This is a genomic window from Streptomyces sp. NPDC107528, assembly GCF_055639295.1.
This window is the reverse complement of record NZ_JBVKAV010000008.1, coordinates 124,270-139,477: the sequence shown is the minus strand read 5'-3', so window position 1 is coordinate 139,477 and position 15,208 is coordinate 124,270. Positions and strand designations below refer to the sequence as shown.

Here is a 15,208-nt window from a genome sequence, read left to right as displayed (position 1 = left end):
GGTTCACGTACTGGACCGCAGGCGAGGGATCCCCGGTGTTCAGCGATAGAGCACAGCCCGCTCCACCGCGCTCCACGTCGTACTGGTCACGACGTACAGCGCGGCCGCCAGCGGCACCACCGCCACGGTGAAGAGCGTGAAGAAGGACATGAACGGCATGACCTTGCTCATGGCCCCCATCCCCGGCACCGGCTCCCCGTCGACCACCGGCACCGCCGGATTCGCGGCCATCATCCGCTTCGTACGGCCGTAGTTGAACGCGGCGACGCAGGCGACGACCACGAACAGCCCGACATACACGAGCCCGGCGCCCCCGAACGCACCGCCGTCGCCGAGCGCGTCCGCCCACCGGTCCCCGAGGGGTGCGGCGAACAGCTGGTGCGACAGCAGCTCGTTCGCCTTCCCGCCGATCGTCGTGTTCGAGAACAGGTGGTACAGGAGGAAGAAGGCCGGCAGCTGGAACAGGCTGGGCAGGCACCCCGACAGCGGCGACACCTTCTCCTCGGTGTGCAGCTCCAGCACGGCCCGCTGGAGCCGCTCGGGGTTCTTCGCGTGCTTCTTGCGCAGCTCGGCGATCTTCGGCTGCAGTTCGGCCCGCGCCTTCTGACCGCGTGCGGAGGCCCGGGACAGAGGATGCACGAGCAGCCGTACGAGCGCGGTGAACAGGACGATCGCGGCGGCGGCCGCGGTGGCGCCGAACAGCGGCTGGAGCAGGTCGGCGAGTTGCTGAACAAGGTCGGCGAAAACGGACATGGGTGAGCCCTCCGAGGGTCTCGTCGTGCCGGTGCGATGAGAGAAGTGCCGGAATTCGGCATGGCGGCATGACGACCCGCGCGGGGTCACACGTGGGAGGTGCTGGAGGTGCGTGCCCTACGCGACGGTCGCCGGGAGGGCGTGTCCCGGCGCCCTGGGCCGGGGCCGGCCCGAGGCGTCGGGGTCGCGTTGTGGCAGGAATGCCGTACGGCGGGCCCGGTCGCGGATGGCCGTACGCACGCGCGTGGGCGGCACCGCGGGCGCGGCGCGCGAGGCGAGGAGCGAGCAGACGGCGAACGCGGAACCGGCGGCGGCGGTCGCGGCCAGCGCGACGGTCGCGGAGAGGCTGCCGGTGTCGAGCAGCGCGATCTCAAGGAAGAGCAGCACCAGCGCGGCGGCGGGACGCAGACGCGTCCAACTGCGGATCATCGGCGGCCCTCCCCTCGTACGGCGCACATCGACTCGTCCTGATGTTCGTTTATACAGGATGCGCAGGACCCGTCACGCCGCCGGTTCGGCCTCGATGGGCTGGAGCAGGCGCTTGGGCCTGAGCAGCGCCCGGCTGATCGGATCCGCCGGGTCCGGGTCGAGTGCCGGTCCCGGCACCATCTCGACGTCCGGGACGGGCACGACGGTTCCGCAGGCGGGGCATTCGCCGTACGGACCGAGTTCCGTTCCGCAGCCGGCGTGCCGGAAGACGCGCAGCTTCTCCTCGCCGAAGTGCTCGCGGCCCCACAGACCGAGCGAGCGCAGGGTGGGCCACAGCGCGATGCCGCGGTCGGTGAGGACGTACTCGTCGCGCGGCGGCGACTGCTGGTACCGGCGCTTGTCGAGGATGCCCTCGGCGGTGAGGGCCTGGAGGCGGGCCGCGAGGACGGCGCGCGGGATGCCCAGGTGGACGAGGAAGTCGTTGTAGCGCCGGACACCGTAGAGGGCGTCGCGGACGACGAGCAGCGTCCAGCGTTCACCGACGATCTCCAGTGCCCGGGCGATCGAGCACTCCTGTGTCGCGTAGTCCTTGCCCAGTGCCATGGCGCCCACTGTAACGCCTTTCCACCTTCTTGGTTCAATGAACGAACCTACGATGTTACGGTGGTTTGCATGCCACAGTTCAATGAACGAACTCTCACTGCGGCGGCGCCCGAGACACAGGCCGCGCCCTCCCCCGCTCCCACCGCGCAGCAGCCCGCGAACCCGCGTGCCACCCTCGCCCTCACCAGCGCCGCCACCGTCGTGGCCCTGATGACGTACACCGCGCCGATGGTCACGCTCCCGCAGACCGCCGCCGCCCTGCACACCCCGCTCTCCGCCCAGGCCTGGCTCCTGAACGGCACCCCGCTCGGCCTCGCCGCCCTCCTGCTGGTGGCCGGCAGCCTCGCCGACGACTACGGCCGCCGCCGGATCTTCGTCGCGGGCACCTTCGCCCTGGGCATCACCACGGCCCTGGGTGCCCTGACGACCACCACCTGGCTCTTCACGCTGGCCCGGGTCGCCCAGGGCGCGGCGAGCGCGGCGCTCCTCGCCAGCAGTCTCGGCCTGATCGTCCACGCCTTCCCGACCGCGCGCGGCCGCCTGCACGCGACCGGCGTCTGGGGCGCCTTCGTGAGCGGCGGCATCGCGCTCGGCCCGGTCGTCACCGGCGCGATACCGAACTGGCGGCTCGGGTACGGCGTCCTGGGCGCCGCCGCGCTGATCGTGGCGGCCCTGTCCACGCGGGCCCTGACCGAGTCCCGCGCCCCGCGCGGCGGCCGGCCCGACCTCGCCGGAGCCGTCACCTTCGGACTGGCCCTGGTCGCGCTGGTGGCGGCGCTCACCCTGGGCCGGGACGGCTGGCTGCGGGCACCCGTGGGCCTGCTGCTCCTGGCGAGCGTGGCCCTGCTCGGTCTCTTCGTCGCGGTGGAGCGCCGCACGGCGACCCCGATGATCGACCTGTCCCTGCTGCGCCGCTCCCGCTTCCTCGCCTCCTCCGCCGGCGGCCTGTTCACGGGGCTCGCGGTGATCGGCCTGTTCAGCTTCCTGCCGGCACTGCTCCAGCAGACGCTCGGACTGTCCGCGATGGACACGGCCTGGCTGTTCCTCCTCTGGTCCGGCCTGTCCTTCACGGTCGCCCTCCAGGCCCGCAGACTGTCCGGCCGGGTGTCACCGCGGTGGCAGCTGGCGATCGGCTTCACCCTCCACGCGGGCGGTGCCCTGGCGATGCTGGGCGCGCTGGACGCGGGTTCCTGGCTCCGGCTGCTGCCCGGCCTGCTGCTGGCCGGCATCGGCAGCGGCCTGCTGAACGCCGCGCTGCCACTGCTCGCGGTGGAGTCCGTACCGGCCCAGCGCGCCGCGATGGGTTCGGGCGCCCAGCAGACCTTCCGCTACATCGGCTCCTGCGCCGGAGTGGCCCTGACCATCGCCCTCGCCACGTCCGCCGGCGGCGGCCTGGCACGGGGCGCGGACATCGCGATGGTGGTGTCGGCGGGGCTGGCGCTGGTGGCGGCGGTGAGTGTGGGAGTGCTGCGGGAGCGGGGGGCAGCAGCCTGAGGGCTGCGGCTTCAGCGCGGGCGCATCGAGACGAGCTTGCCCCACACCACCAGGCGGTACTTCGAGGTGTACTCGGGCGTGCAGGTGGTGAGCGTGAGGTAGTACCCCGGGTCCTCGTACCCGTAGCCCGGCTTGACGCCGGAGCGCGGAACGGGCCCGATGACACCGCCGTCATGGGCGGCGGTCTGCGGCAGGGTCCGGTCGACGGCGTACGTGTACGTCGCGCTCCGCGTCTCGACCCGCACGATGTCCTCGGGCGCGAGCCGGTTGATGTACCGGAAGGGCTCACCGTGGGTGTTGCGGTGCCCGGCGACGGCGAAGTTCCCGGCCTGGCCGGGCTGTTGGGTGCCCGGGTAGTGCCCGACGTACCCCTTGTTGAGGACTCCGGCCTTGCTGACGCCCTCGGCGACGGGCACGCGCAGGCCCAGGCGCGGGATGCTGAGGATGGCGTAGGCCTGGGACCAGTCGGGGGCGGGCGGGGCCGCGGACCGGCGCCGGGTGCCGGGGGCCGGCTCGGACACCCCGGGGTGCGCGGAGGCGTCCGCGGGCGCGGGTTCGGCCGTGGCCGAAGGCGCCGATACGGCCGTACGGGAGTCGCCGCCCGCTCCGTCCCAGGCCCGCTCCAGGGCACGGACCTCACGCCCGGCGCCCTCCCTCGCCTCCCGGTTGGTCCACCACACCTGGTGAACGACCAGCAGCAGAAGCACCACCCCGACGGTGACGAGCACCTCCCCGCCACCCCACAGCACACGGCGCCGCAGGGCCCGCCGCCGAAGCCCGCTGTGCTGCACGACGCGAACCCGCACCATCCGTGAGCCTCCTCGGGCCTGTTCAAGCATCATTCGCCGGGCCGCCCGCACGATAGGCGCCGCCGCGCGAGGTCTCCAGACCCATGCGTGTCCGACACCCCGAACACTTCCTACACAGGTTTGCGAAAGGGCTGTCAAAACCCTCGACAACCTCACACGCCACACCCGATGCTTCCTGACGGCACGAACGGGACAAGCCACGGAGCCGGTTCGACGACGATCGACGACGACAGCGCCGACACCGGCCGTTGAGCGAAGCGGAGAAGTCATGATCCGACGTAGAACTCTGCTGGCGGCATCGGGCGGCGCACTCCTCGGCAGCGCCCTGGCGACGGGCACCGCCCACGCGGACGCCACCATCGCCGTCAACCCCGGCACCTCGTACGGCACCTGGGAGGGCTGGGGCACGTCCCTTGCCTGGTGGGCGAACGTCTTCGGCAACCGCAACGACTTCGCCGACCTGTTCTTCACCACCGACTCGGTGACGTACAACGGCACGACCCTCCCCGGCCTCGGCCTCAACATCGCCCGCTACAACCTCGGCGCGTGCAGCTGGAACAGCGTGAACGGCGAGACGATGGTCGAGTCGCCGAACATCCCCGGCTTCAAGCAGATCGAGGGCTTCTGGCAGGACTGGAACAACGAGGACCCCACCTCCTCGGCCTGGAACTGGAGCGCGGACGCGAACCAGCGCGCGATGCTGGTGAAGGCGACGGCTCGCGGCGCGACCACGGAACTCTTCGCCAACTCCCCCATGTGGTGGATGTGTTCCAACCACAACCCCTCCGGCGCGGCGGGCGGCGGCAACAACCTCCAGACCTGGAACTACCGCCAGCACGCCTCTCACCTGGCGGCGACGGCCCTGTACGCCAGGAACAACTGGGGCGTGAACTTCGCGACGGTCGACCCGTTCAACGAGCCGGCGTCGAGCTGGTGGACGGCGACCGGTACCCAAGAGGGCTGCCACCTCGACCCGGCGGTCCAGGCGGCCGTACTCCCGTACATGCGCAGCGAGTTGGACAGCCGGGGCCTGACGGGCATCCGCATCGCGGCCTCGGACGAGACGAACTACGACACGGCCCGCTCGACGTGGGGGTCCTTCGGCACGTCGACGAAGGCCCTGGTCTCGCAGGTCAACGTGCACGGCTACCAGGGCTCCGGCGGCCGTAGGGACCTCCTCTACACGGACGTGGTGACGACGTCCGGCAAGAAACTCTGGAACTCGGAGACGGGCGACAGCGACGGCACCGGCCTCACCCTGGCCTCCAACCTCTGCTACGACTTCCGCTGGCTGCACCCGACCGCATGGTGCTACTGGCAGGTCATGGACCCGTCGACGGGCTGGGCGATGATCGCGTACGACGCGAACACCCTCCAACCCACCACAATCCAGACCAAGTACTACGTAATGGCCCAGTTCAGCCGCCACATCCGCCCCGGCATGCGGATCCTCGACACGGGCGTGAGCTACGCGGCGGCGGCCTACGACGCGTCGGCGCGCCGCCTGGTGATCGTGGCGGTGAACACGTCGACGTCGGCCCAGACGCTGACCTTCGACCTGTCCCGCTTCACGACGGTGAGCGGCGGCTCGGGCGGCCTGGTCCCGCGCTGGAACACGGTGACGACGGGCGGGGACCAGTACCGGGCGTACGCGAACACGTACCTGAGCGGAAAGTCGGTGGCGGTGCCGTTCGCGGCGAAGGCGGTGCAGACATTGCAGGTCGACGGGGTGGTGATCTGAGGGGGTGATCTGAGGGGGGCGATCTAGGGGTTACACCCAGGAACGGCCTGGACCAGGCAATATCTGCCCCCTACTTCCCCCTCTCCCCTCCGTTCGGCCATCCACGGGCAGTACGGTGTCCCCCATGCGCCCCGACACGCCTGCCGAAAACGTCGACCACACCGCCGAGGCGGCACGCCTGGAGCGAACCGCCGGCCTCTACCCCGAGGACGCCGAGGCCCTGCTCCTCCAGGCCGCGGCCCACCTGGAACTGTCCGGCGACCGCCCCGCCGCGACCGCGCTCTACGACCGCCTGCTGTCGTCGTCGCCCCCCCTGGACAACCCTCACCTGGTACGAGCCCTGAAGGCATCGAACCTGTGGGAGTACGGCCACGAGGCAGAGGCCCGCGCGATCATCGAGGGCGTCCGCTCGTCCTCCCCCCGGGACCCGGCAGCGTGGGTGATCGTCGCCGAGGCCCTGGAGTCCCACGACGAGTTGGAACAGGCTCAGGAGGCCTTCACGGAGGGCGTACAGCTCCTCCTGACGGACGTGGCGGAGCCCCCGTACTCCGCGCATCCCCTCCTCTTCGGCCGCCATCGCGTACGCCGCATGCTGGGCGTGGCCCACGACGACTGGGACATCTTCGCGGACACCCTCCACTCGATGCCGATCTCCCTCGACGAACTCCACGACCCGAAGCGCGTCTGGTCCCTGGGCTCGGACAACCCGGCGGAGCTGGAGGCGGAGATCTCGCGGCTGCGGGCGGAGCTGGGCGCGTACCGGGAGGCGTTGTCCCGCCCGTTCCCGGTGGCGGTCCTGCACTGGACGGCGGACGAGCTGACTGAGCTGCTCTCCGCGTATCCCTCGCTGTCGGCCGAGTACCCCTCCCACGAGGAGCACCTGGCGACGATAGAGGGCTCCCTGCGAGAGCTGTCCTCCTCCGGCACCCCGAACCTGGGCATCGTGACGGGCACGGTCCCGTCGTACGAGGCCTTCGCCGCGTCAGAGCTCTCGTCCCCCGAGGACACGACCTTGCTGCCGCAGTACGCGACGACGCTGGCGGCCCGGGGGCGAGCGGTGGCTTGGCCGCCGCAGCGGGGGGCGGTTTGCTGGTGTGGGTCGGGGCGGGTTTATGGGGAGTGCCACGGGGTGCAGGCACCGGCGTGACGCCGCGATGACGGCGCCCGGGCGCAGCCGGGACCACCGGACGAACCGGCTACAAACTCCTCCCCTAACAAGCCCCACCCACCGGCCGCAAGCCGCTGAGCCCACCCGGCGTGCCCCGAGACGCATTCGCGCCACCAACCCTGCCCAGCCACGAAGCCGACCAAGCCCCCAACCAACCTGGGCCACCCATCCCTCCGGGCCGCCCGCTCGCTTCTCCCCCGTGCTGGAGCGGGCCGGGTCAAGGGTGGCCCGAAGGGCCATCGGCGCAGCCGACGCGGAACGCAGCGCAGCGGAGTGAAGCGCCCTTGACGCGGGCCGCGGAAGCACGACACTGCCAAGGAAGCGGGCCGCCCGACAGCACCGGCCAACTCCGGCTGGTCCCGAAAGGCCCTCAGCAGCCACAGCAACACCGCTACTCAACACGAGCAACTAGACAGACGAAGGCCCACACGCGGAAGTGCAGATGCGCCCTGCGCCCGACTACCCTCTCCGGTGTGTCCGAAGATCCCACGTGGGTAGCTCCAGAAGGTTCCTGGGCTTCGTCCGCAGCCCGTCGTCGCAACATGCAGGCGATCCGGAGCCGTGACACAAAGCCTGAGAAACTGCTCCGGCGGCTAGTCCATGCCCAGGGGCTGCGGTACCGCGTCGACGCGCGCCCCCTACGCGACCTCCGCCGGACAGCGGACATGGTGTTCGGCCCGGCCAAGGTGGCGGTCTTCGTCGACGGCTGCTACTGGCACGGGTGCCCCGATCACTACGTCCCACCGAAAACGAACCCTGGCTACTGGTCCGAGAAAGTCCTGCGCAACATGGAGCGCGACCGGGACACTGATCAGCGGCTCAGGGATGCGGGGTGGCTGGTGCTCCGTTTCTGGGAACACGAGTCGGCGAAAGATTGCGCGCTCACCGTCTGCAAAGCGGTCGCCGACAGGAAGGCACGACAGGGCAGGCCATCGCTCTGACGCGACCCGTTCCGGTCGGTAGCAGTGGGCTTGAGCCAAGTGAGCTCAGCGATGTAATAGTCCAGGCCACGAGCCCTTTCGCCCTCCCCTACGCTGTTGCCAGCGGGCGCAGCGACGTAAGTCGGCTTCTGTGGGGGGCCGTCTGGCTGGGCACGCTCTAAGGCACAGCGGCTGCGGGTGAACGTCCGCCACCGCACGGAGCACTGGGGGGCAATGTGGCGGTGGAGCGGACAAACCGCAACGTCCGGACACTCATCACGCAGATCGCGGCAGGGGAGATCATGCTCCCCGAGATCCAGCGCGGATACGTGTGGAAGGCATCTCAGGTCGCCAGACTCATCGAGTCCCTGTACCGCGGATACCCAGCTGGCTCACTTCTCTTCTGGAAGACGGGCCAACTCGCCGAGACCCGGACAGCGGCGATCGGTACACCTCAAGCCCTGCCGCCCGTCATTCCTCTGTATCTCCTGGACGGCCAGCAACGGCTCACCTCACTCTTCCGGGTCCTAACCGATCACCCAGGCGCCCAGGTCGTCTTCAACATCGAGACAGAAGCCTTCCAAAACCAGAGTGCCGCTACCCAGCGGAACCGGAAGTGGGTCAAGGTATACGACGTCGTTGGACCCGATGCCGACATGTTCGCGATTCACGGCGAGCTGAAGGCTGCTGGACTCGCCGTCTCCGAGGCTGAAATCGGGCGCCGACTGAGCGCACTGCAGAAAATCACTCAGCGCGATTTCCACATGGAAGTGCTGCATGAGTTTGAATACGAGGAAGTCGCCGACATCTTCGTCCGCGTGAACAGCGGCGGACGGGCACTAAAGACCACAGACCTCGCGCTCGCGACCCTTTCCGCACGTACACCAGGTTTCCTGGGACAGCTGGAATCGGAATCTGCCCACTGGGCCGAGCATGGGTACGGAGCACTCGACGTCAACTTCCTTATTAAAGCCTTGACATTGAGCCTGTCGACGACAGGTAAGCGACTTGCGTCCGTGGCAAAGCTGACAACTGCCAGCAGAGAAATTGTCGGAGAGGGGTGGGAGAAGGTCCGTCGAGGGCTCTCGCGTGTCGTACCTCTCCTTGAGGACAGACTTCTCATCCCAACTACAGCCCTGGTTCCGTCACTCGCTGCGCTCCATCCACTGGTCCTCTACTACGGGCGCCAGCCCCATGACGCAATTATCGCCAAAGAAGTGGAGAACGGCCTCCTGTACTGGTTCCTGGCTGCCACCGCCCGCAACCGATACGGCGGTTCCACGGACACCACGCTGACTCAGGACATTAGGATGCTTGATGCGGAGGACCCTGTAGCGGCACTGCTCGCCAACCTGGGGCTCCGCGATCACGGTCTATCCGTGACCGCGAGTGACCTGGTTGGCCGCAACCACCAAAGCCCTTACCTGATGTTCTGCTACCTGGCTGCGGCCCATGCTGGCGCGACGGATTGGTGGGACGGCGGCCCGATCTCGGAGAGTGTCGAGAAGTCCGGCAAACCGCAGTACAGCCTTGCGCACCCGGCCGTGAAACTGCGTAGTCACAGCAGAAAATACTCATCGAGCGAGATTAACGAACTCGCGAACATCGTCTTCGTCTCAGAGCAGACAGCGAAGAACATCATCGATAGCCGTTCTCCAGCTGCCTACATGCAAGATGTGGGGGCCATTGACCGCAATGCCCATGCGATCCCCAACGACCCCGCTGTTCTGGAGGCCGACGGATACCGAGACTTCCTGGCTGCTCGTAGGACTCTGCTAGCGGCGCGGATCACTGCGCTGCTCGACCAATTCCGGCCTGGTTTCTTGACTGAGGACGACACAGCAGCCGCTAGTTCCGCATCGCAGTCGCTTGTGCTTACCGGGTACACCGGAGCTGGGCGAAGCGTACTAGCTGCAGCGGCGGAAGCCGACGGTCAAAGCTGGGTGGGGTGGATTGAGCCCACGGACTTCGACGCAGCACTCGACGCTGCCGCCGCCGGGCTCGCGAGCGATGTTGCCGTGGGGGACGAAAGTGCTCCGTTGCGCATCGACGATGAAGGCAGCGTGACCTTCGGACTCGGGCCGTTCGCCATCCGCGGCTCGCTCGATCAGTGGCGGATCGCGGTCAAGGACGCGTTCGAGGACGCCCAGCCGTTGGAAGAGTGCCCCGAGCCCAGCGATGAACATTGGCCTTCGGAACCAAAAGAGTTCCTCCTCTCAGACGCGGGCGTACAGGCGATCTGAGCTCGCCCACCGACATCGTGTCTAAGGGGTGTCCTGTAAGTGCTGGCCGTCCCTGACGGGACGGCTCTGCGGTTCGACGGTCAGCCGAAGATGAGGTCGACGTCCTTGTCCAGGCAGAACCTCATGACGGCGATCGTCTGGCAGGCGTCATCGATGCGCCGTTGGAGGACGGGATCGCTGCCATCGTGTTGCCGCTGGTCGATGATCGCTTCCAGTCCGGGGCAGCATGGCCGCGCAGGCTGGTGTGACCACGGCGTCGGCGTCGTCTTGGACAGCCCCGTCCTCCGGCCTCAGCCCGCGTGCGCTCGGCAAGTTGGTGACCCAGCTGCGCCGCGAGGGGCATCGACGTAGCGGGAATGTCGGCCGTGGAAGCAGCCATTCGAGGACCAGGTTCCGCTGATAGCCGCGTACAGGCGGACCGACCTCACTCGCGGCAACTGGCCCCGTTGTTCGGGGTGTCGACCTTGACGGCCAACCAAGTGACCGACCATCTTGGGTCGAAGCTGGCGTTGCAGCCGCGCCGACGATCCGCGAGGAACGTACTGATCGTGGACGGCACGCCGGCGCCCGCCCGCGATCACCAGGTCGCTGATCAGTCCAAGAACTACCGCTACTCGACGGTCCACCAGGTCGTCATCGACGCCGGCACTCGCCAGGTCGACCTGGTCTGACGGCCACTGCCGGGCAACCGCATCCCCGACGGCGGGTACCGCGGCACCGGTCTGGTTATCCCGCACCGCCTCTACAGCAAGGACGAAGACCTCCCTTACTGGAACCACGCCTACTCCTTCGCGACTGCCGCCTCGCGGTGACGGTGTCCGTCATGAGCGGAATCGCACCGATGCACAACCCCACGCTTGCCGGATAGGCCAGGACCGACCCGGCCGTTGCTTGCCTCCCCCTGGAGTAAAGATCGTTTACGGGACACCCCTCTAGCTACAGTGGCCAGCTAGGAACTACCTAGCTAGAGAGGATCCCCTGAGCAGCTCGGGCGCAGAGTCGGCGAGCATCGGTGCGACGCTTGGAATGCCCGGTACAGGTACGTCTGGCGGTACATCAAGTCGACACGACTCCCATCGCCCCCGCGCTGTGCGGTCCGAGGGCACGTGATTCGCGATCCACTCCTTCGGAACGGCGGCCACTGCCACGAGTTGCAGCTCTGGGGTGAGTCGGACTGTCACAAGCTCCCAAGCTGGGTCGCGCAGCATCGTCTCGTACTCGTTGCGAGAGATGTAAACGGTGAGTCGGCCCGCCCGGACCGTGGTCTTCACTTCCAAGTGGGCTGAGTGCCGAGAGGCGTCGACAAAGATGTCGTAGCCGTAACCGTCGGACCAAGCCGCAACGTGTTCCACTCGGCCTTGGGCTGATTCCGAAAGCAGCTCAAGCAGCGCAAGTTCACCGGCTGAGCCGATTTGGGAACGCTTTTCAGTGTCGACTTTACCCCACACGGCATTTACCTGCGCGTACGCCTCTTCATGGGTGAGGCCCAAGGTCTCCGCCGCGCGTAGGGCGTCCTCGGGGAGTTCGTCCGGCCTGCGAATGAGAAGGTCTGCATCCTGGAACCAGGCCGCTCCGCTATACGCCATAGCCGCGTCAAAGACCCTGCAAGGCACGGGTACGCCGCTATGGGAGTCGTCCAGGAGCCCGGCCTCCCGGATCCACGCGTACGCCGCGTCGTACTGAGTCGGGGTTATGTCACTAAAGTCGCTATGCGACGTGAACAGGGCACGGACGCGCGCGTTGCCGCTGACCGGCAGCCTCTCCAACCACCGGACAGCCGCACGCAAGACTGGCTCAGGCGGCACGGGCACGGAGATGACCCATCAGAGCCTGAAGGTCTCGGTAGTCCAGGCCACCGCCAACGGCAGGCTCCTCCTCAAGGTCGGCCAGCTGCTGAACCGCAGAGTCGTCGAGGATGCGCCCCATGAAGTTCAGCTTGTCGCTGAGCCGTTGATCGACAATTTCGTCGATCGTGCCTTCTGAGGCCAGTACCGTAATGCGTGTTTCCGTGTCGGAAGCCAGACCGAGGCGGTGGATGCGGTCGAGACTCTGCAGGAAGCGGCCGGCTGCGAAGTCGCGGTCCACGTATACGGCGTCATGACAGTGATGGTGAAGGCTGATGCCCTCACCGAGGGTGCCCGGATTGGACAAAAGGACCATACAGTCGGGGTCACACCGGAACCGCTTGATCGCCTCCTCGCGATCAGCGTCGCCCATGCCGCCATAAACAAGGGCGGGCGAAAACTCGCTGAGCATGTGTTCCAGGGTGTTAAGGCTCCGCACAAAGGTGGACCAGACGAGCGTCTTACGCCCTTGGGCTGCGTTCTTGCTGATGATAGCGAGCACCTCACGGTACTTCGGTGACATCTCGTAGCTCGGGAGATCCCGCATCAAGTCGAAGAGCGGTGCGCCCTCAGGTACGGAGAGAGGAGGCACACGGTACGACAGCGGTTCATAACGCGTGGTACCGACAGCGAGCAGCGCCGGGCTGGTTGCCGCCATCAGCATGTAGACAATGATCTTTCCGAGGGACAGAAAGTCATTCTCCGCGCCAGCAGCACGAGCGGAGAACCGGCCGACAAGCGCCTCGTAAACCTCCTGATGGAGAGGCGGCATAGGAACGGTACGCAAGTTCGTGGACACAGGGGGCAGCCCAAGCTCGCCCTTGGTGGTACGAGTGAACAAAGGGCGCAGAACTTGACTTGCCTTGGCGAGGTCTCCACCGGCCACGGCTTGGATCACCTTCTGACGCCCATGGCCTGGCCAGACAAAGCCGAACAGGTTCTCCAGATCCTTGACGCCGTTAGGAGCCGGCGTGCCAGTGAGAATCAGACGGTGCCTGCTGCGCGGCCCAAGTGCGAGGCAGGCGGCACCATCTGTTCCGTCCGCTCCACGCTTCATCCGGTGAGCTTCGTCAAGCAAGAGCATGGACGGTCGCGCGGCCAGCCATTGGCCGAGTTCATTCACGACTCCGTCTTGCCGCAATCGCTCATAGTTGACGATGAGCGCGTCGGCAGCCGGATCAGCATCCTTGGAGTACACGTCCATGCGCAAGGGCTCGCTCAGGCAGTGACCGTTCTCGTACATCCAGGATTCGTAGCAAGACTTCGGACCGACGATGAGAAGGCGTTCAATGGGCTTAGCACGCCGGAGCGAGTGGAAAACGGCCAGTCCCACGCGGGTCTTACCCGCGCCAGGAACAGAGAAGTTGGCTCCGTGACGCAAGGACAGCAGCTTGGCGATGTCCCGGCGCTGGAAAGTTGTGAGATCCGCTACCCAATCAGGGCCGAGCAAGCTCTCGACCTCATCGGGATCGACTTCCCCATCCGAAGCGGCCCCGGGGTCAAGCCGCTTGGCGACGGTCTGCGCGTCGACGGCGGAGTCCGTAGCTAGTGCGGCTAGCTGAGGGTTCCAGGAGACGCTGGAAGGTTCGGGCCAGGTGGCAAGCGCCACCAGGTTCGTCAGGAGGTCGTCAATGTCGACCTCCATGGTCCCAGGTGAACGCTGGACACTGCTCTGGAACCGAAGAGCAAGACGGCGGAGTTCGCCCTCGTAACCACTACCAGCCCGGAGCCGTGCGCGGGTCACACCATCGCCAAAACCAATCTCCAGACTTGGCGCAGGAGATTGCTCAGCCATCAGTTCTCCCGCGTCGCGTCGAGCAGCCAGGCCACCCCGTTGCCCGGGGAACTGAATGTGCGTCCAGCTTGCTTGGCAAGCCGGGCAAGGCTGGCCCTCAGAGTGAGGAGAGCGTCGTCAAAGGCATCCTCGTCCAACGCACGCTTCGCCCTGGCTTCGGCGAACTCAGCGGCACACTGGTTCACGTAGTCAGCAGCATCCGTCAGGCGCTCGGGAACTGCTACCTGGCGCTTCTGGAGTTCTGCGTTCGCTCCGGCCAATTTTACGGCTGTATCGAAGGTCTTGCGTGCCGACTTGATGAGTGCGTCAGCCTGCGTCACGGCCGCGGCGCCCAGTGTGTCGCCGGCCTGTGCTGCCGCCTTCGCCTGGAGCAAGGCATCCGTAAGGGCACGGGTGGTCTTAACCGCTGCCGTGGCGTCCGGAATCGCAACGCCTGCCAGGCCGGGGATCGATACGGCAGCGGACTCTTGAGCTGCGGGCCGCAGTTCATCGGGCAGTCGTGCGGCCAGATAGCGACTGTGGAAGTCAGCTTCTGCGAGCCGCACCGTCGTCTTTGCATAGTTCAGTACCACCATCGCCAGCCGCGACTCTCTGAGCTGCTCGGCGGCGTCGCGATCGGTCTTAGCAAGCTTGGTGTAGTCCCGGTGCAGCTCTCGGAGCTTCTCCTGATGATCCTCGAAGTCGACAAGTCGGAGGACAGCGCCGTTCGTCGTCCGGCTGCGGTCAATCGCGTCATTGATCAACTGGTAGACCCAGCGGTCCTGCTGGAGAGTTGTCCTCTTAATGTTGAAGTCTCGGGCCACGTCTTCTTCGCGGCGCCCATCTGCAAGCTCGTCCTCGATCGCAATCAGACGGTTGATGTACGAGTACTCGCGCCGCTTGTCGCGGCGCAACTGCAGAGCGAGTTCAACGCTGTTGATGTCGCGACGTGACGTGTCTGCAGGGAGCACCCCGACCCGGATATCCCTAATGCCCAGGTCCCTCAGCGCTGCGCAGCGAGTGTTTCCGTCAACGAGGATGCCGTCCGGACTGATGATCCCTGGCTCCCGTTGCCCCACGTCGTCCAGCTCGTCCTGGAGCGTCATGTAGTCAGGGTCGGTCTGGTTGGGGTTGGAGGGCCGACAACGTAGCAGGTCATGCAGATACGTTTGACCAGCCTCACTCCACGGCTCTTCCTCCAGGACCCGATTGCGCTCCGGGTTCAGGGAGCGCTGAGCCCGGATGCGGTGGGTGTCAGGGTTGAAGTAGAGCATGTCGACTGGCATGGAGATCACATGCAGATGCTTCTGCTCGCCGCGCCACTCCACAGTGACCTTAGCGCTGTCCTCGGCCATAGCCTGCTTCAGCCGCTCGTCCACCAGCGAGCGAATCTTCTCGCCCTCGGGCGGAACGCCGAACTTCACAGCCAT

General features: G+C 66.9%; 12 protein-coding genes and 1 pseudogene. 6 read left to right on the top strand and 7 right to left on the bottom strand.

Features of this window, described 5'->3' with window-relative positions; translation table 11 throughout:
* Positions 1 to 39: 39 nt before the first annotated feature.
* The 3 genes from ACZ7L5_RS25535 to ACZ7L5_RS25525 all read right to left on the bottom strand — a co-directional run bounded on the left by ACZ7L5_RS25535 (position 40) and on the right by ACZ7L5_RS25525 (position 1,785).
* On the bottom strand, positions 40 to 753 hold the full coding sequence (locus tag ACZ7L5_RS25535; protein WP_471519056.1) for a YidC/Oxa1 family membrane protein insertase: 714 nt from the start codon (positions 751 to 753) through the stop codon (positions 40 to 42).
* 117 nt (positions 754 to 870) lie between these two features.
* Complete coding sequence (locus ACZ7L5_RS25530) at positions 871 to 1,182, bottom strand: DUF6412 domain-containing protein (protein WP_328881403.1); 312 nt, start codon at positions 1,180 to 1,182, stop codon at positions 871 to 873.
* Between the two features lie 72 nt (positions 1,183 to 1,254).
* Entirely contained in the window at positions 1,255 to 1,785 is a 531-nt protein-coding gene (locus tag ACZ7L5_RS25525; protein WP_471519054.1) for a winged helix-turn-helix transcriptional regulator, read from the bottom strand.
* Positions 1,786 to 1,854: 69 nt separating this feature from the next.
* Between ACZ7L5_RS25525 and ACZ7L5_RS25520 the strand changes: the two genes are divergently transcribed.
* The gene (locus tag ACZ7L5_RS25520; RefSeq protein WP_471519052.1) at positions 1,855 to 3,279 is read left to right on the top strand and encodes an MFS transporter; all 1,425 of its coding nucleotides are present in this window, start codon (positions 1,855 to 1,857) and stop codon (positions 3,277 to 3,279) included.
* A gap of 11 nt (positions 3,280 to 3,290) precedes the next feature.
* Here the strand turns inward: ACZ7L5_RS25520 and ACZ7L5_RS25515 are convergent, their stop codons facing one another.
* Complete coding sequence (locus ACZ7L5_RS25515) at positions 3,291 to 4,088, bottom strand: class E sortase (protein WP_471519050.1); 798 nt, start codon at positions 4,086 to 4,088, stop codon at positions 3,291 to 3,293.
* A 268-nt stretch (positions 4,089 to 4,356) separates the two neighbouring features.
* On the opposite strand from ACZ7L5_RS25515, the gene ACZ7L5_RS25510 reads away from it, so the two are divergent.
* The 5 genes and pseudogenes from ACZ7L5_RS25510 to ACZ7L5_RS25490 all read left to right on the top strand — a co-directional run.
* Entirely contained in the window at positions 4,357 to 5,829 is a 1,473-nt protein-coding gene (locus ACZ7L5_RS25510) for a glycoside hydrolase (protein WP_471519048.1), read from the top strand.
* Positions 5,830 to 5,953: 124 nt separating this feature from the next.
* Positions 5,954 to 6,976 (top strand): SEC-C metal-binding domain-containing protein, encoded by a 1,023-nt coding sequence (locus ACZ7L5_RS25505; protein ID WP_471519046.1) that lies wholly within the window; start codon positions 5,954 to 5,956, stop codon positions 6,974 to 6,976.
* A 494-nt stretch (positions 6,977 to 7,470) separates the two neighbouring features.
* On the top strand, positions 7,471 to 7,938 hold the full coding sequence (locus ACZ7L5_RS25500) for a very short patch repair endonuclease (protein WP_471519044.1): 468 nt from the start codon (positions 7,471 to 7,473) through the stop codon (positions 7,936 to 7,938).
* A 215-nt stretch (positions 7,939 to 8,153) separates the two neighbouring features.
* On the top strand, positions 8,154 to 10,160 hold the full coding sequence (locus tag ACZ7L5_RS25495; RefSeq protein ID WP_471519042.1) for a GmrSD restriction endonuclease domain-containing protein: 2,007 nt from the start codon (positions 8,154 to 8,156) through the stop codon (positions 10,158 to 10,160).
* A gap of 226 nt (positions 10,161 to 10,386) precedes the next feature.
* Positions 10,387 to 10,948 (top strand): annotated as a pseudogene (locus ACZ7L5_RS25490) (helix-turn-helix domain-containing protein); the annotation flags it as partial.
* Positions 10,949 to 11,116: 168 nt separating this feature from the next.
* Here the strand turns inward: ACZ7L5_RS25490 and ACZ7L5_RS25485 are convergent.
* Genes ACZ7L5_RS25485 through ACZ7L5_RS25475 form a run of 3 tightly spaced genes read right to left on the bottom strand, consistent with a single transcriptional unit; the run spans position 11,117 to position 15,208 of the window.
* Positions 11,117 to 11,926 (bottom strand): protein NO VEIN domain-containing protein, encoded by an 810-nt coding sequence (locus ACZ7L5_RS25485; RefSeq protein ID WP_471519040.1) that lies wholly within the window; start codon positions 11,924 to 11,926, stop codon positions 11,117 to 11,119.
* Positions 11,927 to 11,954: 28 nt separating this feature from the next.
* Positions 11,955 to 13,799: a DEAD/DEAH box helicase gene (locus tag ACZ7L5_RS25480; protein ID WP_471519038.1), complete on the bottom strand. Its 1,845-nt coding sequence runs from the start codon at positions 13,797 to 13,799 to the stop codon at positions 11,955 to 11,957.
* Positions 13,799 to 15,208, bottom strand: coding sequence for a ParB N-terminal domain-containing protein (locus ACZ7L5_RS25475; RefSeq protein ID WP_471519036.1), 1,410 nt, complete (start codon positions 15,206 to 15,208; stop codon positions 13,799 to 13,801). Before ACZ7L5_RS25475 ends, ACZ7L5_RS25480 begins: the two co-directional genes overlap by 1 nt.

What these genes read in the sequence shown, in the direction of transcription:
- ACZ7L5_RS25480 (WP_471519038.1), bottom strand. Translation starts at nt 13,799, where the DNA reads ATGGCTGAGCAATCTCCTGCGCCAAGTCTGGAGATTGGTTTTGGCGAT.
- ACZ7L5_RS25535 (WP_471519056.1), bottom strand. Translation starts at nt 753, where the DNA reads ATGTCCGTTTTCGCCGACCTTGTTCAGCAACTCGCCGACCTGCTCCAG.
- ACZ7L5_RS25530 (WP_328881403.1), bottom strand. Translation starts at nt 1,182, where the DNA reads ATGATCCGCAGTTGGACGCGTCTGCGTCCCGCCGCCGCGCTGGTGCTG.
- ACZ7L5_RS25475 (WP_471519036.1), bottom strand. Translation starts at nt 15,208, where the DNA reads ATGGCTGTGAAGTTCGGCGTTCCGCCCGAGGGCGAGAAGATTCGCTCG.
- ACZ7L5_RS25510 (WP_471519048.1), top strand. Translation starts at nt 4,357, where the DNA reads ATGATCCGACGTAGAACTCTGCTGGCGGCATCGGGCGGCGCACTCCTC.
- ACZ7L5_RS25525 (WP_471519054.1), bottom strand. Translation starts at nt 1,785, where the DNA reads ATGGCACTGGGCAAGGACTACGCGACACAGGAGTGCTCGATCGCCCGG.
- ACZ7L5_RS25515 (WP_471519050.1), bottom strand. Translation starts at nt 4,088, where the DNA reads ATGGTGCGGGTTCGCGTCGTGCAGCACAGCGGGCTTCGGCGGCGGGCC.
- ACZ7L5_RS25505 (WP_471519046.1), top strand. Translation starts at nt 5,954, where the DNA reads ATGCGCCCCGACACGCCTGCCGAAAACGTCGACCACACCGCCGAGGCG.
- ACZ7L5_RS25520 (WP_471519052.1), top strand. Translation starts at nt 1,855, where the DNA reads ATGCCACAGTTCAATGAACGAACTCTCACTGCGGCGGCGCCCGAGACA.